20 protein-coding genes are annotated in these 20666 nt (G+C 61.8%); 4 read left to right on the forward strand and 16 right to left on the reverse strand.

Going from position 1 to position 20666, the window contains the following annotated elements:
• Positions 1-197: 197 nt before the first annotated feature.
• The 3 genes from KHO33_RS33635 to KHO33_RS33645 form a co-directional block, all read right to left on the reverse strand.
• Positions 198-1400: a porin gene (locus KHO33_RS33635; protein WP_054041515.1), complete on the reverse strand. Its 1203-nt coding sequence runs from the start codon at positions 1398-1400 to the stop codon at positions 198-200.
• A gap of 139 nt (positions 1401-1539) precedes the next feature.
• Complete coding sequence (locus KHO33_RS33640) at positions 1540-3003, reverse strand: amidase family protein (protein ID WP_200567116.1); 1464 nt, start codon at positions 3001-3003, stop codon at positions 1540-1542.
• A 43-nt stretch (positions 3004-3046) separates the two neighbouring features.
• On the reverse strand, positions 3047-4360 hold the full coding sequence (locus KHO33_RS33645) for an MFS transporter (protein WP_200567115.1): 1314 nt from the start codon (positions 4358-4360) through the stop codon (positions 3047-3049).
• A 364-nt stretch (positions 4361-4724) separates the two neighbouring features.
• Here KHO33_RS33645 and KHO33_RS33650 point away from each other — a divergent pair, with 364 nt between their 5' ends.
• Positions 4725-5657, forward strand: coding sequence for a LysR substrate-binding domain-containing protein (locus KHO33_RS33650; protein WP_200567114.1), 933 nt, complete (start codon positions 4725-4727; stop codon positions 5655-5657).
• Between the two features lie 43 nt (positions 5658-5700).
• On the opposite strand, the gene hpaC is transcribed toward KHO33_RS33650, so the two are convergent.
• Positions 5701-6249, reverse strand: a complete 549-nt coding sequence (gene hpaC, locus KHO33_RS33655) for a 4-hydroxyphenylacetate 3-monooxygenase, reductase component (RefSeq protein ID WP_200567113.1) — start codon at positions 6247-6249, stop codon at positions 5701-5703.
• A gap of 270 nt (positions 6250-6519) precedes the next feature.
• Between hpaC and KHO33_RS33660 the strand changes: the two genes are divergently transcribed.
• Positions 6520-7182, forward strand: coding sequence for a response regulator transcription factor (locus KHO33_RS33660; protein ID WP_200567112.1), 663 nt, complete (start codon positions 6520-6522; stop codon positions 7180-7182).
• Here KHO33_RS33660 and KHO33_RS33665 read toward each other — a convergent pair.
• From KHO33_RS33665 to KHO33_RS33685, 5 genes are read right to left on the reverse strand one after another with little or no spacing between them, the layout of a single operon-like run.
• A complete protein-coding gene (locus tag KHO33_RS33665; protein WP_200567111.1) occupies positions 7172-7915 on the reverse strand; it encodes an SDR family NAD(P)-dependent oxidoreductase in 744 nt (247 codons plus the stop codon). The two genes, KHO33_RS33660 and KHO33_RS33665, sit on opposite strands and share 11 nt — an antisense overlap.
• A 6-nt stretch (positions 7916-7921) precedes the next feature.
• Positions 7922-9052 (reverse strand): amidase, encoded by a 1131-nt coding sequence (locus KHO33_RS33670; protein WP_200567110.1) that lies wholly within the window; start codon positions 9050-9052, stop codon positions 7922-7924.
• Complete coding sequence (locus KHO33_RS33675; protein WP_200567109.1) at positions 9049-9564, reverse strand: nuclear transport factor 2 family protein; 516 nt, start codon at positions 9562-9564, stop codon at positions 9049-9051. Before KHO33_RS33675 ends, KHO33_RS33670 begins: the two co-directional genes overlap by 4 nt.
• Before the next feature lie 20 nt (positions 9565-9584).
• Entirely contained in the window at positions 9585-9962 is a 378-nt protein-coding gene (locus KHO33_RS33680; RefSeq protein WP_200567108.1) for a hypothetical protein, read from the reverse strand.
• 48 nt (positions 9963-10010) lie between these two features.
• Entirely contained in the window at positions 10011-11192 is a 1182-nt protein-coding gene (locus KHO33_RS33685) for an acyl-CoA dehydrogenase family protein (RefSeq protein WP_200567107.1), read from the reverse strand.
• A 252-nt stretch (positions 11193-11444) separates the two neighbouring features.
• Here KHO33_RS33685 and KHO33_RS33690 point away from each other — a divergent pair, with 252 nt between their 5' ends.
• Complete coding sequence (locus tag KHO33_RS33690) at positions 11445-12935, forward strand: PAS domain-containing sensor histidine kinase (protein WP_200567106.1); 1491 nt, start codon at positions 11445-11447, stop codon at positions 12933-12935.
• Between the two features lie 7 nt (positions 12936-12942).
• On the opposite strand, the gene KHO33_RS33695 is transcribed toward KHO33_RS33690, so the two are convergent.
• From KHO33_RS33695 to KHO33_RS33710, 4 genes are read right to left on the reverse strand one after another with little or no spacing between them, the layout of a single operon-like run.
• On the reverse strand, positions 12943-14259 hold the full coding sequence (locus KHO33_RS33695; RefSeq protein WP_200567105.1) for an MFS transporter: 1317 nt from the start codon (positions 14257-14259) through the stop codon (positions 12943-12945).
• A 38-nt stretch (positions 14260-14297) separates the two neighbouring features.
• Positions 14298-14690, reverse strand: coding sequence for a tautomerase family protein (locus KHO33_RS33700; protein WP_200567104.1), 393 nt, complete (start codon positions 14688-14690; stop codon positions 14298-14300).
• A 28-nt stretch (positions 14691-14718) separates the two neighbouring features.
• Positions 14719-15219 carry an aromatic-ring-hydroxylating dioxygenase subunit beta gene (locus tag KHO33_RS33705; protein ID WP_054041500.1) on the reverse strand — a complete coding sequence of 167 codons (501 nt, stop codon included), beginning with the start codon at positions 15217-15219 and terminating at the stop codon, positions 14719-14721.
• Positions 15216-16499, reverse strand: a complete 1284-nt coding sequence (locus tag KHO33_RS33710) for an aromatic ring-hydroxylating oxygenase subunit alpha (protein ID WP_200567103.1) — start codon at positions 16497-16499, stop codon at positions 15216-15218. Before KHO33_RS33710 ends, KHO33_RS33705 begins: the two co-directional genes overlap by 4 nt.
• A 104-nt stretch (positions 16500-16603) precedes the next feature.
• Between KHO33_RS33710 and KHO33_RS33715 the strand changes: the two genes are divergently transcribed.
• Positions 16604-17524, forward strand: a complete 921-nt coding sequence (locus KHO33_RS33715; RefSeq protein WP_054041527.1) for a LysR family transcriptional regulator — start codon at positions 16604-16606, stop codon at positions 17522-17524.
• A gap of 28 nt (positions 17525-17552) precedes the next feature.
• On the opposite strand, the gene KHO33_RS33720 is transcribed toward KHO33_RS33715, so the two are convergent.
• The 3 genes from KHO33_RS33720 to KHO33_RS33730 form a co-directional block, all read right to left on the reverse strand.
• The gene (locus tag KHO33_RS33720; protein ID WP_200567102.1) at positions 17553-19043 is read right to left on the reverse strand and encodes an MmgE/PrpD family protein; all 1491 of its coding nucleotides are present in this window, start codon (positions 19041-19043) and stop codon (positions 17553-17555) included.
• A 97-nt stretch (positions 19044-19140) separates the two neighbouring features.
• Complete coding sequence (locus KHO33_RS33725) at positions 19141-19707, reverse strand: MmgE/PrpD family protein (RefSeq protein WP_200567101.1); 567 nt, start codon at positions 19705-19707, stop codon at positions 19141-19143.
• Complete coding sequence (locus tag KHO33_RS33730) at positions 19604-20620, reverse strand: MmgE/PrpD family protein (protein WP_200567100.1); 1017 nt, start codon at positions 20618-20620, stop codon at positions 19604-19606. The genes KHO33_RS33725 and KHO33_RS33730 overlap by 104 nt, the downstream gene beginning before the upstream one ends.
• Between the last annotated feature and the right edge of the window lie 46 nt (positions 20621-20666).

Below are 20666 nucleotides of genomic sequence, written 5' to 3' on the forward strand. Positions count from 1 at the left end.
CCTTGAGCCGTTGTTCGCCGCTTGACTTCCAATACGGTTGCTTTTCTTTGCGGCGGCAAAGAAAAGTAGGTGCCGCCCCGCACAGGGGCAACGCTAATAGACCACTAACAATGCAAGGAAAGGCACCAAAGCCAGAACAAGGAAAGCCCAAAGCCCCAAGAACAAATACAAACAAGCGCCGCGCAGGCAAAAAAAACTCAAAACTTATGCCGCATCCCAACCCTCACAACAGCCTGTTTATCATCAGCCGCCGCCGAAGGCCCATTAACAGCAGCCACGGCCTGCCTGCCAGTCGAGTCCACCCCTGAGGCCTTCTGATAAACCCCAATCAGATACACATCAGTACGCTTCGACACGAAATAATCGATCCCTGAAGCGACCTGCTGATAGGTCGCCCCTGTCATGCCTCTAACCGAACTCCCCTTCGTATAGTCATACGCAACCCCACACAACAAATCAGCCGTGATCTGATACTTGAAGTTCACTTCAGCATTATTCAACGTAGCGTTGCCGCTCAGCCCAGCAGGATTCGGCCCCGACGACAGATCCCCAAGATCACGAAAACTCGTATTCGAATACGTCGCGCCGAACGTCGCCGCTCCGAAAAGATACGACGCTCCAGCCCCAATCACGTGCAGCGATTTTGCCGACGCATACCCGGAATACACAGGCGACACCATATTGCTGCCAGGCACGCCATTCACAGTAGCTGCCGGACTACCGGTACTGCCAAAGAACGAAGTGTTCGGATTGGCGACATCGAGATACCCCACACCAAGCGCCAACGGCCCATTCACATACCCCGCCGACACCGACCAGATCCGGTTGCGCGAGAAATTGCCCGCGACGCCGCCCAAGCTAACCATGCCTTCCACCGTCAAACCACCATACGTATTGCTGGTGAACTTGATCGCGTTGTTGGTGGAGTTGGTGTTGTTGATGTTGTCGAGATCGCCAGGATGCGCCGCCATATACCCACCCCATTGGTCGCCGACTTCGAAGGGGCCGAGGATATCGACGTTCGTGTCGTACTGGCGGCCAAGCGTCACCGTGCCGAACGGACCCGACACGCCCACCCAGGCTTTCTTGCCGAACAGCAGCCCGCCTTGCCCCAGCTTGCCAGTGCTGGCGTCGAAACCGTTCTCCAGCATGAAGATCGCCTTCATGCCGCCACCGAGATCCTCCGCGCCGCGCATGCCCCACCGGCTTTGCTGCATCACGCCGCTCAGCAGACGAACCGCGCTATGGCCCGAGACGCCGCCGTTAGCGTTGGCCGTCGCCGCATTGCTCGTGTAACTCAAACCTTCATCGATAATGCCGTATAGCGTGACGGCACTCTGTGCATGCACCACGGCCGGAGCGAGTGCGGCAAGGCTTACTGCCAGTAGCGTTTTTTTCATGTGGTTTGACGCTCAATTTGAAGAAAGTGGAAAGTGCGAAAAGTGACGGACGTGTTCGCTCCCGCGAGCCACGCGTTGCTTGTCTGCAAGCAGCCGGTGGCGAAACCGGCTACTGGAAGAACCTCGGAATTAGCGGTGTCTAACGGCGCCCGCTGATCAGCGGCGGCCGTATCGTGCGGCGGGCCGCGGCGGTCTCATAGGCGTGGCCGAACTGGAGCAGACTCCATTCGTCGCGAAAGCGTCCGGCGATCTGCAAGCCGATCGGCAAGCCGGAGTCGCTAAAGCCGCATGGCATAGCGAGCACCGGCGATTCAGTGGAAGACAGATACCAGCAGATGCGCATCCAGTCGATGTACGAGTCGTAGCGCGTACCCATGAATTCAGTGGGCCAGCGCAAATCGGCGTCGAAGGGCAGCATCTGCGTGGCGGGCAGCACGTAGTACGCGTGGTTGTCCATGAAGCGGCGCATGCGCTCGAACAAGGCCGTCTTGCGCGCGAACATATCGCCCAGGTCCGCCGCGGATAGCGAGCGATGCAGGCGGCACTCCGCTTCGATTTCCGGCTTCAGTTGCGCGCGTGCCTCGGCATCGAGCCGATCAACCAGGCTGCCGATCATCCAGGCGCGCTCGATGCGGAACACATCCTCGGCATCGCCGAGATCGGGGTCGGCGAATTCGACCTCGCAGCCCATCGACTCGAACACCGCCGCTTGGGCGTGCACGATCCGCTGAATCTCGGGGTCGACAGCAAGACCGGCAAGCTGGATCGACATGGCGACGCGTGTGCCACGAAAATCGCGTTGCAACGGTTGCGCGAAGCGCGATCCTGGTTCGGTGATTTCGGTCGCGGTTTCGCCTGAGGGGCCGGAGATCGCGCTGAGCAGCAAGGCGGTATCGGCGACGTTACGCGCCATCGGCCCATCTACGCCGAGTGTCCCCCAGCCGTTCGAATCCGGCGCGCGCGGCACGCGTCCCGGCGACGGACGCAAACCCACCACCGCATTCCACGCGGCCGGATTGCGCAGCGAACCGCCCATGTCGCTGCCGCACGCTAGCGGATTCATCCCGCACGCAACGGATGCCGCGGCGCCGCCGCTGCTCCCGCCAGCGGACTTGCTCAGGTCCCACGGATTGCGGGTCACGCCAAATACGTCGTTGAACGTGTGCGAACCGGCGCCGAATTCAGGGGTGTTCGATTTGCCGATCATCAGCGCACCTGCAGCGTCACAGCGGCGCGCGATCAGTGCGCTGTGCTCGGGTACGTGATGTTCGAAGGCCTTTGAGCCGAACGTCGTGCGCACGCCGCGCGTCGCGGTCAGGTCCTTCTGCGAAACGGGCAGGCCATGCAGAGGACCTTGCCAGACGCCGCGCGCCCATTGCGCATCGATTTCGGCGGCACGGTTGCGCAAGGCGGATTCATCGGCGATCGTCACCAGTGCGTTGACTTGCGGGTTGACGGCTTCGATGCGTGAGAGGTGGGCGTTCAGAATGTCGACGGCGCTCACTTCTTTCTTGCGTTGCAGATCAAGCAAGGTAAGGGCGGACAGATCGCAAAGATCGCTGCTCACAGCGAGCGGTGTATCGGCGTGAAGAGTATCTGACATGAGAATTTCGCGGTGTTGGAGAACGAATGATGTGTGTGACGGCCTAGATTTCCCGACGCGTGCGGTCTACCACGAACAGGAGCGCGATCAGCGAGAGCACCCCGCAAACGATCACGTACCAGGCGGGGGCGGCCGGATTGCCGGTTGCCTGAATCAGCCAGGTCACGATGAATTGCGCAAAGCCGCCGAAAATCGACACGCCCGCTGCATAGGCAAGGGAAAGTCCCGTTGCACGTGTGCTGCGCGGGAACATCTCCGGCAGCATTGAACCGGTCGCACCTGCGTTGATGGAGTGCAGCGCTGCGAGTGCGCAAACCACCAGATATAAAGTGCTGACCGAAGGCGAGTGCTGGATCAGGTAGAAGCCCGGCAGAATGAGCACGGTCAGCAGCACGCGCGAGATGAAGGTAACGCGTTTGCGGCCGAACGTATCGGACCAGATGCCGCCCACCGGCGACATCACCAGCATTACCGCGCCTGCGAGAATCCCGCACCAGAGGGCGGTATCCATTGGCAGATGCAATACCTTGATCGCATACGTCGACATGTAATAGATCACGATGAAATGCGCCGACGTACCGCCGACCACCAGAAAAAGAGCCACCAGCACGAGGCGCCAGTCGCGTTGCAGAACAGTCTTCAGCACGCCGGCAGAGTCCGGCGCGGAGTCGGCCGGCGCATCCGCTTCGCCGCCCAGCCGCGAACGCAGATAAAGGCCGAGCGGCGCGATCAGCACGCCCGCGAGAAATGGAATACGCCAACCCCAGGCTTCGAGCGAAGCCTTGTCGAGGTAATGCGACAGTAGAAAGCCCACCAGCGAACCGGCCAGCGCTGCCGCGCCCTGGCTCGCAAACTGCCAGCTCGTGATGTAGCCACGCCGCGAAGAAGACGCGCGTTCCGCGAGCAGTGTGGTTGCGACGCCGACTTCGCCGCCGGCGGAAAAGCCTTGCAGCAAGCGCGCAGCGACGATCGCGAGCGGTGCGGCGATGCCGATTTGCGCGTAGGTGGGCATCACACCGATCAGACCGGTGCCGACCGCCATCGTCACGAGCGTGAGATTCATCGCGGCGATACGGCCGAAGCGGTCCGCCAGCACGCCGAACAGCACGCCGCCGAGCGGACGCGCGATAAAACCAATGCCGAACGTGCCGACCGAGAGCAGGAGTTGCTGTTGCGACGAAGCGAGTGGGAAGAACAGTTTGCCGAGCAACACGGCAAAGAAACTGTAGACGGTGAGATCGAAGAATTCGAATGCGTTGCCGATCGTCGTCGCGACGATCAGCCCACGCGTCGATGGACCATGCCTTACGCTTTGACTGACATCGTTGAGCGATGAACTGAGTGAAGGTGACTTCATGAACGGGATCCCTCTGGAGGTGAATCAAGCCGTGATGCTTCGATATCGTTTCGAGCGCGCTTCACTATCGGTTTGAGCGCTTTGGTCGGGCAGAGCGCCTTCAATGAAGGCGACAGGAAAAGTCTAGGGAGTCAAAAAAGCATTCTGGATTTGCTTTTTCTTATTGTGATAACGCTGGGTTATCGCGCCCGGCCGGGCCGGGTTCGGGCGAGGGGCAGGGCTTATGCGGGCCGCACGGCAATGGGTATTTGGGAGCATGGCCAGGGGTTTTCCTGCGGTGTACCATCGATTCAAGCCATCAGCCGCCGGTTGATGCCGAGCGTGACTCCTCTTGCTCCAACGGTTCATCCGACCGCTCTAACCCGTGAAATACAACCAGTTGCGCGCTCTAGTGGCGATTGCCCAGCACGGCAGCATTCGCGCTGCGGCCAAAACGGTGTGTCTGTCCCAGCCCGCGTTGACCAAGGCGATTCGTGAGCTTGAGCAGGAGTTGGGCGTGCCGCTGGTGTCGCGCAGCGCGCGTGGCGCGCAACTCACGCAGTTCGGCCAGGCGGTGTGTGCACGCGCGAGGCTCATCCTGGCCGAGATGCAGCACGCGAAAGACGACGTGGTCCATCTATCCGGCCAGGCAGGCGGCACAGTGTCATGTGCGGTCACGCCGCTGGTGTCGCTGAAGTTTCTGTCGCGCGCCATTCACTCGTTCCGGCAGCGCATGCCGAAGACGCGGCTCTCGGTTCAGGAAGGCTTTCTGACGGCAGCATTGGCACGGCTGCGTGATGGCTCGCTCGACTTCGTGATCGCGATCGTCGACGAAAAGAAGCTGGCGCCGGAATTCATGTTCCGCTCGTTGCTCGAAGGGGAGTTGATCATTTCCGCACGCAAAGGGCACCCATTGGCTAATGCTGAATCGATTGCGGATCTGGAAGGCGCGGAATGGATGCTGAACACCACGCCCGAAAGCATCGGCCAGTCGTTACAGGATTTTTTCGTGCAGCATGGGGCGAGCGCGCCGAACGTGGTGGTGGAGTGCAGCTCGTTCAGTGCGAGCTTTTCGCTATCGGTGAATAGCAATCTGCTGTCGTGCTGTCCGAAGAGCTTTCTGGAAGCAGACTGGATTCGCGAGCGGCTCGTTTCAGTGCCGGTGCGTGAACCATTGCCGCGCGTGTCAGTAGGCATCATCTCGCGGCGTGACGCATTGAATACCTCGGCCTGCGATTATTTGATCGACTGTTTCGTTGAAGCGGTCGCGGCGGTGCCGCAGTTTCAGTTCGACACCGATAGCGCGGGCGTGGTTTAAGGGGCCACGCGTCGCTGCTGGTTTCAATTGCGCCCGTCGCGCGTCAATGCGACGCCGAGCGCTTGATGCGGTGGAAATTCCGATCGAAATAGATCAAGCCATCACCGTCCGTGCGCACGCTGATGCAGGTGGTTTTGACGAACATGACGGAGTGCGAACCCACTTCCTTCAGATCGACGATCTCGCCCTGCAGACTCGCGAGTGCGTCGCGCAAGACCGGCACGCCGTGCGTGCCGTCGTCCCAGATCGGCCAGCCGAAGCGTTCCTCCATCGGCACCTGCGTCATGCCGGCGAAGTGACGCGCGAGCAGTTCATGCTCGCCGGGCAGTACGTTGATGCAGACATGCCGGTTGCGTTCGAAAGTAGCGTGCATCGCGCTCGAACGGTTCAGGCAGACGAGCAGCGTGGGCGGCGTATCGGTAACGGAGCATACGGCGCTCGCCGTGACGCCGCAGCGTCCATGCGGACCGGCGGTCGTGATGACGTTCACGGCCGCGGATAGATGCGCCATGGCCTGACGGAATTGCTGCCTGGCTGTGAGCTCGGGGTCGACGGCGGGAGTCGCTTGCGTTACTTGTGAGGTCGGCGTCATGTTCTGGGCTCCTGGGGGCGCGGTAGGGATCTGGATTCAAGCGTAATCAATCCACGCGCGGAAAAAAATCAGCGCGAGCGGTGCGCGTAGAGGCCTCTTTCCCAGTCCGTCTAAAGGTTTCCCCAATGCCTGTCTGCATGGTGCATGCGTATGAGCGATGTTTATCTCCGCTACAGGGTAATTATCGCTTTGCAGCGCTTTTTCCACTGGTTATCATGAACCCGCAAGACGCTTCGAATTGCATCCATCCCGAACCGTTCCACAGACTCCATGTCCCAGCAGCCCCAGTCCGCTTTGTCCCTCGCACCGATCGTCTATATCGTCGACGACGACAACGGCATGCGTACCTCGCTCGCATGGCTGCTCGAGTCGGTCGGCGTGAAGTCGGCGGGCTTCGCCAACGCTAGTGAATTTCTGAGCGCGTTTGATCCGAATGTGCCGGCGTGTCTCGTGCTCGATGTGCGCATGCCGGAGCAAAGCGGCTTCGACGTGCAAGCCGAGTTGAACCGTCGAGGTGCGACGCTGCCGATCATTTTCGTCAGCGGTCATGGCGACATTCCGATGTCGGTGCGTGCTTTGCAGAACGGCGCGATCGATTTCGTCGAGAAGCCGTATAACTCGCAGCAGATGCTCGATCGCGTGCAGCGTGCGTTGAAACTTGCTTCGCAACGTCACGCCGCTGATCAGAAGCAGCGCGAGTTACGCAAGCGCCTGGCGTCGCTAACGGCGCGCGAGAAAGAAGTGCTGCGCGGTGTGATCGACGGCAAAGGCAGCAAGCGTATCGCCTCCGATCTGTCCATCAGTGTGAAGACCGTCGACGTGCATCGCGCAAGCATCAAAGACAAACTTGGCGCGGCGTCTATCGCGATGCTGGTGCGCGACGTAATGGCGGTGTGGGATCAGGAGGCGGCCGCGTCGGGCACTAACGCATGAACAAGCCGCCGTTCACATCCCAGCATGCGCCGTTTGCAAAGTAAGCGTTCTCGGCGGCCAGCATAACCGCGACATCGGCGACATAGTCCGCTGAGCCCAGACGTCCCGCCGGAATGTTGGCGATCACCGCCTTCAGTTTGTCGGCTGCGACGCTCTCGTGCACGATCGGCAGATCCATCGGTCCAGGCGAAATTGCATTGACGGTCACGCCCGCTGCGCCGAGGTCACGTGCGAACACCTTGGTCAATGTAATGACACCGCCTTTTGCTGCCGCATAGTGCGCGCCGGTGGCCGATCCGCCGTTTTGTCCCGCCAGCGAGGCGATATTGACGATGCGGCCTGCGCCGGCGTCGGCGAAATGCTGGCCGAACACCTGACAGCCGAACAGCACGCTGCGCAGGTTCACGTTGATCACCTGATCGAACTGCTCGGCGGTGATCTCCATCACGGATACGACTTTGGATGCACCCGCGTTGTTGATCAATGCGTCGATGCGGCCCCAGCGTTGCAGGATCGCATCGCGTGCGGATTCGAATGCGCTCTTCGAGGTGACGTCGAGATTCAGTGCGAAGGCGCTCGAGCCGTCCGCGCTCAGATCGCGGGCGAGGGCCTGTGCGGCATCGAACGCAATGTCGCCGATGGCGACCGCATAACCCGCTGCATGAAAGCGTGTGGCAATCGCGGCGCCAAGACCACGCGCGGCGCCGGTGACGAGTACGACTCTTTTCTGCATTGCTTTTTACTCCGAGATAAGAGCGGCTTCAAATCGCGCCGCAATCGCGCACACCTGCTCATCCGCCCCTTTGCGTCCGACGATCTGCAAGCCGGCCTTGAGCGGCGAGCCATCGATAGGCAAGGGCAAGCTCAGTGCCGGATGGCCACTCAGATTGAACGGCCGGATCAACGACGACATGGCGATGACGGAGGTGCCGCCGCGTGCCTCGTCGAGCGTGATCGGCAGCGCGGGAAGTGTGGGCAGAATCAACACATCGACGCTCTCAAGCGCGTGATCGACGGCGGCTGTGAATTGCCGACGCACCGACTCTGCCGCCTCGCATTGCGCCGCGGTTGTATTCGCAGCGGCGCGCAGCCGTGCGTCGAGATCGGCGCCGAGCTTGCCGCTTGCCACGAGGTGACCGAACGCATGAAAAGTTTCTACGTTGATGATCGCGAGGCCCGCTTTGAAGGCGGCGGCAAGCCCTGCGAGTTCCATCGTGCGAGCGGTGCAATCGGCCTGGTCCGCGGCGCGCGTGACGGCTTTAAGGATTTCCGGCGCTGCGTCGACCTGCACGATACCAACGTTCCATGCGCCGCTTCGTGCCGCCTGGGCCGCATGTGTGTCGAAATCGGCGGTGATCGCCTGCATCGCGGCGACGATCATTTGCATCTCGCGCGCGAACGGCCCGACGCAATCGAGCGTCGATTCACGCGGTGCGACGCCGCGTCGCGAGACGCGTCCAAAAGTCGGCTTCAAACCGATTACGCCGCAACACGCGGCGGGGCCGCGAATCGAACCACCGGTGTCCGTGCCAAGCGCGGCATCCGCAAGCTTCAAACCAACGGCCGCCGCCGATCCACTCGACGAGCCGCCAGGAATGCGCGAGGCGTCCTGGGGATTTTGCGGTGTGCCGGTGTAATCGTTGATACCCGTCATGCCGAACGCGAGCTCGTGCATATTCGCCTTGCCGACGATGTGCCAGCCGGCACCGAGCAAGCGCTCCACGACTTCCGCGTGCTGCTGCGCGGGTGGTGCGTCGGCCAACGCACGGCTCGCCGCCGTGGTCGCATAGCCGGCGATATCGATCGTGTCCTTGATCGCGATGCTGGGGCCTGTGCCGCCTAACGACAAAGTCTGGATAAACTCATTCATGGGTTCGGTTTCCTTGCGTTGACTTGCCAGGGCGCATCGAAAAGACGTTCGGTGCGAAAGTGCGTGATGAGCCAGTCGCGGCCATTGTCGGCGGGCGCGAAATCCACTTCGAGGCGCGCCGAGATCAATTCGGCTTGCGCGTCGACATAGCCGGACGCTTGCAGCATGATCCACCGGCCTTTCGCGCTTGCGCCCCGCACCTCGATAGTTTCCGACGTGAGGAAATGCACATTGACCGAGAAATGCGGTGACGGCGGCAAGTAGCGCGTGAGCATCGCGAGAATTTCCGCGTGACCTGTGAGGTGGCCGAACTTGCTCGCGTACTGCGGGCCGATGCCTTCCCAGATCGCGTCGGCAGCGAAGAGGGCCGCAAGCGTCTCGCCCTCGAGCGCCCCCGAGGGCACGTCGCAGAGCGCCATATAGCGCGCCATCGTGCGGCGCACGGCGGATTCGGCTTCGAGCGCGGCAAGCCGTTCGGTCAACTTGGCAAGCGTATCCGGGTTCTCGTTCATCGCATCGTGCTCCGGCGCGTTCAAGCCGCGTTGGCGTGTTGCGGCGGCACTTGCAGCGCGCGGCCAACGCGCGCTTCGATCTTGCCGTACCGCCACAGGTTGTATTCGCCGACCGGCGTGGTGCGATACAGATTGCACACCGCCACGGCGGTATCGAAGTCGCGCACGTCGGCCATGATGTAGAAGGTCCACGGCGAGTTGTCGGCATTGCCGACGGTCAGGCGGTCGTCGTCCATGATGCCGAGCACGTTGACGCTGTCCATCGATTCGACGGCAGCCAGCATCTTGCCGTAAGCCTGCCAGACTTCGCCGATTTTCTCGCGCGGCAAGTCGAAGAAATTCTGCGTCACGCCGCAGCAGAACAGAACGCGCAAGGGCAGCTTCGGGTTATCGGACATTGTGTGGTTCTCCATGAAATTGTTTGAACGGCAAAATCAGAAAATGGCTTACAGGTAGCCCGGAATCGGCGGCACGCCGACGAACACCGCACCGGCGCCGTCGAAGTTGCCTTCGCCGAGGAACGCGTGCTGGGTGACCACCATCGCGTCGCGCACCAGGCGCTGCAGCGGATGCGAGCGGTAGATCGCCATCGTGCCACCGAGCCGGTAAGCGCGCTGCACGACGTCGGCGCCTTCGCGGGCGATCTGCGTTGCGGCGAGCCGCAGCAGGCTGGTTTGCTCGGGTGTAACGGGGTTGCCGGCGAGGATCGATTGCCAGACGTCGTCGGTGGTGTCGTAGAAGAATGCGCGGGCCGAACGCAATTGCGCTTCGGCTTTCGCCAGTTCGATCCGGTAGTACGCGCGGTCGGCGAGTTGCGGCGCGCCGGTTGTCGTTTTGCGGCCGCCGGCCATGTGGTTGGCGACATCGAGCGCTGCACGTGCGAGGCCGAGGTTGACCACGGCCAGCACTTGCGCCGCGTAGGCGATGGTCGGATAGCGATACAGCGGTTCGTCCACGCACGGTTCGCCGCCGCGCACGAAGGTCCAGTCGTCAGTGACGAACTGATCGGTGACGCGCAGGTCGTGACTGCCGGTGCCTTGCATGCCGACCACATCCCAGTTCTCGACGATCTCGACCTGATGCGGACGGAACACGGCGGTGCGCGGTTTGCCGGGCGCGCCAGCGCTTGGGCCGGCCGCGCCAATCCCCACGCCAAGCCAATCCGCGCCCTTGCAGCCGCTCGCGAATTTCCACGTGCCGTTCACACGCCAGCCACCGTCGGCAGGCTGAGCGGCTTGCACCGGGAAGAGACCGCCAGCGAACACCTGATCTGGACCATCGGCGTAGATCTGCGCCTGAGTGGCCAGCGGCAAGGCCGCGAGATACACGTTCGCCGAGCCGAAGCTCGCGACCCAGGCGGCTGAGCCGTCCGCGACCGCGATACGTTCGATCATGTCGAGAAACGCGGTAGGCGCGAGCGCATCGCCACCGAAACGCTTAGGCGTTGCCGCACGATACACACCCGCGCGTTTGAGTTTGGCGATGACATCGCGCGGCACATGCGAGAGGCGATCGAACTCTTCTCGACGTGCGGCGATTTCGACGATGACGTCGGCGAGCGGCAAACGCGCTGCATCGCGACTGGCTTCTGCGACGGCGGCAACAGTGTCGATGGCGGTGTCTGACATGGCGGGGGCATCTCCTTGATTCGTTATCGGCTGGAATACGAGGCACGTTTCGGTCGCGGGCAAAGACGCCGGCGACGGCGCGTGCAGGGTGAAGCCAGTCTAGAAATGCAAAAAGAACGCTTCAATTGGGACGCAAGACGTGTTTTTAGGTACGGCGCCGGGGGTATCTAAAGAAATCTTCAGACGCGAATCATGCCGACTGGTGTTATGTTCCTCCACGTACGCGATCGAACTTTTGTGCAGCCTCGCCCGATGAATTTCCCCGCCGAAGAAGATTTCCACCGCCTGCTCGACGCGCTGACGCTGTGCGTGCTGCTGCACGACGCCGAAACGAAGGCGATCGTGTGGGCCAATCGCGCGGCTTGCGAGGCGCTCGGTTTCACGCTTGAGGAAATGCTGCCGCTCAAGGCGAAAGACATGACCCGCCCGGTGCCGAAGTACCGGCGCGAGATCGGCGTCGGGGCCATGGACCGTGCGATCACCGAGGGCCCGCAGGTCTACGAGTGGTGTTACCGTTCGCGCACGGGCGCCGATATGCTGTCCGAAGCCATTGCAACCTACGTGCCTTTGCAGGAGCGCGCGGTGGTGATGGTGCAATTCCGCGACATCAGCGTCGAGGACACGCTCAAGCAAACGCTTCGGCGCTACGAGTCGCGGCTGCGCGAGTTCATGCAGGACCTCGGTGAAGGCGTGGCCGTGCTGACGCCCGCTGGCGAAGTGGAATTCGTCAGCGAATCCGGACGGCGTGTGCTGGGCCTGGAAGAGGGCGCGCCGATGGGCGACGTGCTCGACTATTGCAGCGAGCCGGATCGCGACCGCCTGCTCGAACAGCTCGCCGCCGCACCGCGCATCCAGCCTTCGCCACCTCAGCGTTATCGCATCACGCGCCGCGACGGCACGCCGGGCTGGTTGCGCATCACGTGCAGACGAATCGAGATCGAAGACGACCTCAACGGCCGCCTGCTGCACTTTCGCGACATCACGGACGAAGTGGCTGTCGAAGAGGCGCGCCGTAACGAGGCGCGGCTGCTTGAATACGCGGGGCGCTACAACGCGATGGGCGAAATGGCGACCGCCATCGCGCACGAATTGAGTCAGCCGCTCGCCGCGGTGCGCAATTTCATCGAGGGCGCGATTCTGCGGCTCGGCCAACCCGGTCCCATCGACGATGCGTTGTGGGGCCTGCGCAGCGCCGATCGCCAAGCCGAGCATGCGGCGGTGATCATCAAGAGCGTGCGCGATTACATCGTCAAGCGGGAGCCGAGCGAGACCTATGCGGACTTGCGTGACGTTATCGCGGACGTCGCGTACTTCATCGAATTGCGCGCGAGAGACGCGGGGGTTGCGGTCACGATCGAGCAGGCACCCGAAGCCTTGCCGGTGTATTGCGAGCGCGTGCTGATCGGCCAGGTGGTGCTGAATCTGGCCTTCAATGCCATCGAGGCGCTGACGGAATGCACGAATGCCGCTGCACGACGCGGTGAATTGTGCCTTGTCACCAGCCTGCGCGGGAAATACGCGCTCGTGCAGGTCATCGACAACGGCCCGGGCGTGCCCGCCGAAGCGCACGGCCGCCTGTTCGACGGGTTCTCTTCGTCGAAGGCGGGCGGCAACGGCATTGGTTTGTCGCTGTGCAAAAACATCGTCACGCGGCACGGTGGCGAAATCTGGGCCAAACCGGCACGGCAGGGCGGCCTTCAATGCAGCTTTACGCTGCCGATTGTGGCCGTTGCCGCCGGCTGATCGCGTTTCAGTCATGCGCCGTGTTGATGTTCTTCGGAATGGTCACGAGCGTAATCGCGGTGATGAGACCGAAACCGATCAGCATCAATGCGACCGGCCACGGCGCATGGAACTTCGAATACAGCGCGATAGCAACTAGGGGCGCGAGTCCGCCGGAAAACACCGAAGCGATTTCATGGCCTAGCGCCATGCCCGAATAGCGGACCTCGGTGGGAAAGAGTTCACCCATCAGCGCAGGCTGTGTGCCGATCATCGCGGCGTGGCAGAACGGCAAACCTAATGCGAGCGACAGGAACACGAGCAGCGGTTCATGCGTATCGATCAGCCAGAACGCGGGAAACGCGATCACGACGAGGCCGAGCGCGCCGATCATATACACCGGCCGCCGTCCGATCACATCCGATAGCCGGCCCCACAGCACGATCGTGGCGAGTTCGAGCAGCATCGCGAGCATCACGCCGCCGAGCATCACCGAGACCGGCACACCGATCGTTTTGCCGTACACCAGCACGAACGAGAGGAAGATATACGTGCCGCCGTTTTCAGCGATACGCAGCCCCATGGCCTGCAATACCTGCTTCGGATGATTGCGCAGCACGGTCAGCACGGGCATGTGCTTCGGTTTGGCGGCGGTAAAGTCGCGGCTCTCAGGCAGGCTTCGGCGAATATAGACACCGACTCCGAAGATCAGCACGCTCGCGAGAAACGGCAGGCGCCAGCCCCAAGACATGAAGCTTTCCGTCGGCAGACGCTGCACCAGATAGAACGCGGCCGCCGACAGCACGAAGCCGCCCGCCACGCCCAACTGACTGAACGATGCGTAGTAACCACGGCGATTCGCCGGCGCGCTCTCGCTGATGAGCAGCACGCCACCGCCCCATTCGCCGCCGGATGCGATGCCTTGCACGACCCGCAAACAGATGAGCGCGATAGGCGCGAGGAAGCCGATCTGCGAGAACGTCGGCAACAGGCCGATGCCGAAGGTCGCCACGCCCATCATCATCAGCGTTACGACGAGCGCGCGTTTGCGGCCATGCCGGTCGCCGATGTGGCCGAATACGATACCGCCCAGCGGCCGCGCCAGGAAGCCGATCGCGAAGCCCGCAAACGCGGCGAGCGTGCCCATCAGCGGGTCGCCGTGCAGCGGGAAGAACAACGGCCCGAAGATCAGGGCCGCAGCCGTGCCATACAGAAAAAAGTCGTACCACTCGAGCGCATTGCCAATCACGGAGGCGACGATGATCCGCCGCAGTGTCCGCGAGGTCGCAGGCGCCGCCGGCGTGGCGGCTGATACGGCCGAGGGAGAAAGCGTGTCGTTTGGCATCGTCGTGCTCGCAGGTTCGCTTGTGGAGGGAAGGGAGGCTAGCGCCCGAGTGACTTCGCGGTCTGGCCGCCGATACCGAAGTCGGTATTCGGAATGTCTTTGATCATCACGCGGGCGGCGTCGAGCGGCGAGTCGAGCACAGAAGCACTCGTTTCACTGAGCATGGCGATCAGCGCGGTCTTTTGCGCGGGCGTGCGGCCTGCAATCAGGATCGCGACGATCACGAGCAGCGATGCGCGGCTGCCTGCACGATCCGCTGCGCTCGAGCCGCCGATGCCGAAATCGTGCGGCGGCAATTCGCTCAGCAGAATCCGCACCGATTCAGCGGGTGCGCCGATCGCGTCGACGGTGGCCTGCGTGAGGCCGGCAATCAGTTGCGCTTTACGCGCTTCTGCGTGACCGGCCGGTAGGTAAACCTCTAGTGTGGGCATTGTTTTGCTTCGCTTGCGTTTCCAGAGATCAAAGCAGGAACCCGATCGCGCTGAGCGCCTCGGTCGAATCGATCAGGCGGATCACCTTCTGCACGATGCGCGGCTCGCCGCTCGCGAAACTGATGCGATGCGTGAGATCGGCCGCGAACAGGGTTGACTTGCCGCGTTTGTACGCGACGATGACCTGCGCCGAACTCACCTCGACCTCGTCGCTCGCATCGCTCGTCAACGTGAAACGCGAGACCGTGCGCACTGTGCGGGCGGCGTCGCTCGCCGAGGCCGAATAGCCGGACGTCATGCGTTGCACGCGTTTTTCGCGCATGTCCTGATCGTCGTACGCGTAATTCAGCGTGGCGGCGAAGTCGGTGGTGTCGTGATCGATTGGTACCACGTAGAAGCCTGCCGGGTCCCACAGCGAAAGCCACGCGTGATAGTCCTTGCGGTCCAGCAATTCGGCTTCCCGCCAGATGAGTTCGATCGCGCCGGCAAAGGTCTTCTGCGAGAACAGCGTGTTCCTGTCATCCATCATGCTTGCTCCATCATCGTGCGCCATTGCGCGTACGCTTCGCGCATTCCGGTTTCGTCGGTAGCGTGTGCGGTCTTTTCGCCGTTCGGCGCGGTGCTCTCGCGATTCAGACCGCGGTTCACGAGGATCGGCAGATCGGGACCGGCATGCGAGCCGCGTTGCACGCGTTCCCATGCTTCGGCGTCGTCCGGGCTGCCGAAACCGAATGGGCCCTGGAAGTGTTCGTGAATGCGCAGACGCACGCGGTTCGCTTCGTCGGGGCCGCCGTCCATGGCCAGAGCGACGTGACGGATTTCCGTCTCGTTTGCGGAGATGGGCCGCAGCACGCGGAAAAACGCCATCGAGAGTGCGAGGTTCGGAAACAGATTCAGGTTGAAGCCGACGCCCATCAGCGAGCGCACGATGCGGCGCACTTCGTCGGGCGTATGCTTTTCGCCTAGCGTGGCGGCGAGTTCCTGGAAGCGCTCAGGAATCGGTGCGCCGTCGTCCTTGTCGAGATCGACGAGCTCCGGCACCAGCACGGCGAGGCTATGGCCGTTGCCGAGCGAGCGGCAGAAGGCATCGTCGCTCGTCATGAAGCTCGTGATTGCCGCGGCGGTTTCCTCGTCGATCGATTTCATCCACGACTTGTGGACGACCGGGAAGTGATACAGGTCGGTGGTGTTTTCGAGCTGGATCTTCCAGTTGCCGTTAAAGCGGAAGCGATGTTCGCCGTTGGCTTTGATCGGATAGCCTGCGCCTTGCTTCATGAACAGGTCGATCCACGGCTTGGCGCCGCCGAGGAAATCTTCGAGCGGCTCGATCTCCTGATTGAAGCTCGCGAAGATCAGACCTTGATAGATGCCCACGCGCAAACTGGCGAGCGGCAACTCGGTCTTGTCGATCACGCCTTCGTAGCCGTCGCCGTAGGGCAGTGCGCGCAATGCGCCGTCGAGGCCATACGTCCAGCTGTGATACGGGCAGGTGAAGCCTTTCGCGTTGCCCTTGTGCTGCTCGCAGACCGTCGCGCCGCGATGGCGGCAGCGGTTCTGCAGCACGTTGACGGCGCCGCTTTTGTCGCGCACCACGATCACCGGCTGGCGGCCGATCGTGGTGGTGCGGAAGTCGCCCGGATTCGGCAGTTCGCTTTCGTGTGCGACCCAGATCCACGTCTTGTAGAAAATGCGCTCAAGTTCGGTTTCGAAAACCGCCGGGTCGTAGTACAGCGAGGGGGCGACGCGGTCGGACTGCGCGCGCTGATACAAGGCGCTCGCGTCGACGGTCTGATATGAGGAATCGCTCATCGTGGTGTAGGTGGGGTGGTCGATGGAGCAAAGTCTCGCTGAGCGACTGATATGCGTCAAATTGATCTAAAATAAAATATAAAATCAATCTCATGGATATCTCGATGAATTCGCTAGACCACGTCGACCTTAATTTGCTGCGCGTTTTCCAGGCGATCGTCGAGGAGCGCAGCCTCACGCGGGCCGGTCAGCGGCTTGCGCTGTCGCAGCCGGCAATCAGTTACTCGCTGGGGCGTTTGCGAACCCTGTTCGACGATCCGCTGTTTATTCGCACGCGCGCCGGTATGCAGCCCACGCCGATCGCGCTCGAACTGTCGGGCATCGTCGCGCGGGCGCTGGATACGGTGCGTGAAGCGCTGCGTTATGCGGAGCACTTCGATCCCGCGGTGAGCACGCGCACGTTCCGCTTATCGCTGTCCGATGCGGGGGAGTTGGCGTATTTGCCGCCGATTTGCGAGGCGTTGCATCAGCAGGCGCCACGCGTGAAATTGCGCATCGAGCCGCTGCCGGTGGAAGAAATTGAAGATGCATTGCGCGGCAGCCGGCTCGATTTTGCAATCGGCAATCTGCCGACCTTGACCGCGCGCACGCGTCATCAGGCCTTGTTCGAAGAGACTTACGTTTGCATGACACGCAAACGGCGCGGCCTGCCACGCACGAAAGAACTGGCCATGAAGGCGTTTCTGGACGCGTCGCATGTGCAGATCACGTCGGTTGAGCACAGCCACTATGCACTCGACGATGCGTTTCGTGCCCAAGGTGTGGGTCGGCATATTGCGTTGGAGCTACCGCATTTCGTGGCCTTGCCGAGCGTGCTGGCCGTGACCGACCTGTTCGCAACGCTGCCGCGGCGTCTTGCGCAGATTTTCAATCGTGATGGCGGGTTTCAGCTCTACGAGTTGCCGGTTACGTTGCCGATGGCGGCCGTCACGATGCATTGGCACGAGCATTTCGATCAGGACGAAGGCAACGTGTGGTTGCGCAATCTGATGGGCGATATCGTGCGGCGTTTTGATGAGCGGTGAGACGGGCGCTTTTTGGCTGCCTTTTCAGCTACTGCGGTAGCGCGGACAGGGCGATTTCTCCGGCGCTGTTCAGCTGCTCGACTTGCCAGCACGTGTCGATCAGCTTGCGTGTTCGATCCGGCGAAAGAATGCCTTCGGTCAGATCCGAGAATTTCTTCTCGAGTTGCTGATCGGTCATCGGCACTTCGGTGCTGCCGATCGCGTGCTGGATGAATTTATGCAGCTTGCGCCCGTCTTTTAGCGTGATGGTCATGTCGACCTGCTCCGGTTTGACCGACGGGTCGATGATGGTATTTACCTTCTGACGCAGTGCCACCGTCATCGGGTCACGTACTTTCGCGTCGCTGAACTGCTTTTCACCCGCTGCTCCGTCGATCACGGCGATCGCCACCGCGTGATAGATGCTGAACTTGCCCTCGAGGCCGATCTGCGGGGTCTTCTTGCCGGTTAGTTCGATGACGAGAGGATTCACGCGCAAATCGATACGGTCGATCTGCTCAGCTTTCAGATGGTATTGATTGCGAAGCTGGATTGCTGCGTCGATCGCCGGGTGGATCACGATGCCGCACGCAAAAGGCTTGTAAGTGTTTAACGTCGACTCGTAATGGGAGCCTAAGCCCTCGGTGATTTCGCGGTAGTCCTGTTTGGTGCTGATGGTGTTCGCCCATCCCCGTTTCGCTTCGATCATGCCGTCCGAACTGGTGTAATCCTTGCCTGCCAGCAGCGCGGCGAAAATACCATCGGCGGCCGCGCGCCCTGGGTTGAAGCTCTTGTTCATCGAGCCGAAAGATTCCCGCAGCCCGACCGGCTGCGACGCGGCGAGGCCCAGTGCCCAGATCATTTGCTGAACGCTCAAGCCCATGAGTTTGCCGGTCGCCGCCGCCGCACCGAATACACCGCACGTGCCCGTGATATGCCAGCCGACATCGTAGTGGTTCGGATATACGGCATTGCCGATGCGCAATTCCGTTTCCACGCCGAGCACGAGCGCATTCAGAAAGTCTTTGCCCGACACCGGGCGATACTGTGAGTACGCCAGAATGGCGGATACGACTGGACCGGCCGGATGAATAATCGTCTTCAGATGGGTATCGTCATAATCGAAAATGTGACTGCTGACGCCGTTGATAAACGCCGCGTTCATGATGTCGAAGCGCTCGGTACGGCCAAGCAGGTTTGCCTGCGGCGGCCCGGAAAACGGTGTGAGCGCCGCCACCGCGCGATCCACGGTTTCGTCATGCGAACCACCGACAGCGACTCCGACCCAGTTCATCAATGTCCGCACGCCCTCCTTACGGACCTGAGCGGGCAGGTCCTGATAACCAGTCTTGACAATAAACTCCGCGAGGATGCGCGTGACTTTCGGCGGGTGTGCGGCGTCACCGTTGGTGGGCGCAGGCACGGGGGTCGCACTGGCTGCGTCCGGCGCTTGAGCGAATACCGCCTTGCTGGCGGCCGCCGATGCCAAGGCGCCCACAGCACCTGTTTTCAGAAAATGACGCCGGTCGATCGTAGACATGAAAATTGTCTCCTTCAGGTTCGATATTCGATAGCCTGGACGGCAGTTTTCACCTTCAAGGCTTGCTGGATGCTGGATGACCTCGCGCACGGACACGTCATGTCGTGATCAACGGCCTGAGTTCGCGAATGTCCTTAAGCGTCTCTAGGTGGTTGATCCTCTCGATCAGCCTGGCGGTTTTCGCCGCGCCGAGCACGGGCGCCATCAGATCGCGCGCTTTCGCGTTGACGGCCTCGGTGGACAGCGGGTTCTCCTTCGTGCCGGGCGGAAAGCGCGTGAAGTGGTCTACGGTGCGGCCATCCGTGAGCGTGACTTCTACTTTGGCGCCGCGCGGCGCGGCGGGGTCCATCAACGACTGGTCAGGTTGCACGGTGACTTTCGCGCGCTGCGCGACGATCACTGGATCGTGCATCAACGCGACATCGTGACTGTCGCGAAACGACACCGCGCCTTTGACCAGTGCGAGCGCCACCAGGTGCTGACAGTTGACGTCGGGCATCGCACTGTCGCCGACGATGCCTTCCGCGTCCGACGGAATCCGGACGACGATGCTGCGCACGTTATCCGGCGTCAGGCAGTACTGCTTGCGCAGGCTCAGCAACGCGTCGAGGGGCGACTGGATCGGATAACCGACCGAGTAAGTCTTGATGGCCGTTTCGGTCACATAGGGTGCCGAGTCCGTCGAGCATGGCTTGCGGGTTCGGCTTCGTCGATAGCGCGATGAACAGGTTGTGCGTGCCATCAAGCACATCGTAGACGCCGGTCATACCCGACCGAACCATGCCGACTGCCGTCACGCCGTTGCGTGCACCCATGCCGGCAAAATCGAAGGCCTTTTCGATGTGGTCCTTGTCCTTGACCCAGCTCCATAGTCCCGACACCTGTTGCGCCGAGTAGGAAAGTGCATAGCGCATCTGGGTTTCGTCGAGCCTCGCCATCGATGCCGCTGCACCGAGCGAGCCGAACGTCGAAGCGGTGCCCTCGGCACTCCGATGCGAGCCTCTCACGAGATCGGGCCCGAGTGCCATCAACAGCCGACAGGCGAGATCGTATCCGAGTGCCACAGCCCGGATCATTGCCTCGCCGCTTTGTGCCTGATGTTCGCCGACCGCGAGGGCCGCCGGCACCACCGAACTGCCGGGATGCGCCTTTGTCACCGGCTCGAAGTCATCGGTTTCGTCGGAGTGTGCGCACATGGCGTTGGCCAGCGCTGCGTTGACGGTCGTCGTGCGAAACGACGATCCAATCACCGATGCCTGCGGTTCGCCACCCAATTCGTGCACGTAGTTCGAGGCCATCATGCCGGGCCGCATCCGCGCGCCCGAAACCATTGCGCCGAACGTATCGAGGATGCGCTGCTTGCAGGCGACCATCGCCGGCTCGGGCAGCGGCGTATCGCGCGCCGACACCATGTAACGCGCGAGCTGGCCGGTGATATCGGCGCCTTTCGCGGCCTCATTGCCGTCCTCGTTTGCCGCGCTGGCGACGCGCAGCGGCATGATCGACAGCGCCGCCAGCGCGCCCGCCGATCGCAGCAGCCGGCGACGTGCCGATATGAAGTCTCCATCCATGAACATGGCGTCTCCGGGGCTTTTTATGGCATTGTGTCGAAACCTTAGTGTC

The organism is Paraburkholderia nemoris (assembly GCF_905221015.1).
Classification (GTDB): Bacteria; Pseudomonadota; Gammaproteobacteria; order Burkholderiales; family Burkholderiaceae; genus Paraburkholderia; species Paraburkholderia nemoris.

Excerpts from the sequence above, each read along its gene's own strand:
- KHO33_RS33635 (WP_054041515.1), bottom strand. The coding sequence starts at position 1,400 with ATGAAAAAAACGCTACTGGCAGTAAGCCTTGCCGCACTCGCTCCGGCC.
- KHO33_RS33640 (WP_200567116.1), bottom strand. The coding sequence starts at position 3,003 with ATGTCAGATACTCTTCACGCCGATACACCGCTCGCTGTGAGCAGCGAT.
- KHO33_RS33645 (WP_200567115.1), bottom strand. The coding sequence starts at position 4,360 with ATGAAGTCACCTTCACTCAGTTCATCGCTCAACGATGTCAGTCAAAGC.
- hpaC (WP_200567113.1), bottom strand. The coding sequence starts at position 6,249 with ATGACGCCGACCTCACAAGTAACGCAAGCGACTCCCGCCGTCGACCCC.
- KHO33_RS33660 (WP_200567112.1), top strand. The coding sequence starts at position 6,520 with ATGTCCCAGCAGCCCCAGTCCGCTTTGTCCCTCGCACCGATCGTCTAT.
- KHO33_RS33665 (WP_200567111.1), bottom strand. The coding sequence starts at position 7,915 with ATGCAGAAAAGAGTCGTACTCGTCACCGGCGCCGCGCGTGGTCTTGGC.
- KHO33_RS33670 (WP_200567110.1), bottom strand. The coding sequence starts at position 9,052 with ATGAATGAGTTTATCCAGACTTTGTCGTTAGGCGGCACAGGCCCCAGC.
- KHO33_RS33675 (WP_200567109.1), bottom strand. The coding sequence starts at position 9,564 with ATGAACGAGAACCCGGATACGCTTGCCAAGTTGACCGAACGGCTTGCC.
- KHO33_RS33680 (WP_200567108.1), bottom strand. The coding sequence starts at position 9,962 with ATGTCCGATAACCCGAAGCTGCCCTTGCGCGTTCTGTTCTGCTGCGGC.
- KHO33_RS33685 (WP_200567107.1), bottom strand. The coding sequence starts at position 11,192 with ATGTCAGACACCGCCATCGACACTGTTGCCGCCGTCGCAGAAGCCAGT.
- KHO33_RS33690 (WP_200567106.1), top strand. The coding sequence starts at position 11,445 with ATGAATTTCCCCGCCGAAGAAGATTTCCACCGCCTGCTCGACGCGCTG.
- KHO33_RS33695 (WP_200567105.1), bottom strand. The coding sequence starts at position 14,259 with ATGCCAAACGACACGCTTTCTCCCTCGGCCGTATCAGCCGCCACGCCG.
- KHO33_RS33700 (WP_200567104.1), bottom strand. The coding sequence starts at position 14,690 with ATGCCCACACTAGAGGTTTACCTACCGGCCGGTCACGCAGAAGCGCGT.
- KHO33_RS33705 (WP_054041500.1), bottom strand. The coding sequence starts at position 15,219 with ATGATGGATGACAGGAACACGCTGTTCTCGCAGAAGACCTTTGCCGGC.
- KHO33_RS33710 (WP_200567103.1), bottom strand. The coding sequence starts at position 16,499 with ATGAGCGATTCCTCATATCAGACCGTCGACGCGAGCGCCTTGTATCAG.
- KHO33_RS33715 (WP_054041527.1), top strand. The coding sequence starts at position 16,604 with ATGAATTCGCTAGACCACGTCGACCTTAATTTGCTGCGCGTTTTCCAG.
- KHO33_RS33720 (WP_200567102.1), bottom strand. The coding sequence starts at position 19,043 with ATGTCTACGATCGACCGGCGTCATTTTCTGAAAACAGGTGCTGTGGGC.
- KHO33_RS33730 (WP_200567100.1), bottom strand. The coding sequence starts at position 20,620 with ATGTTCATGGATGGAGACTTCATATCGGCACGTCGCCGGCTGCTGCGA.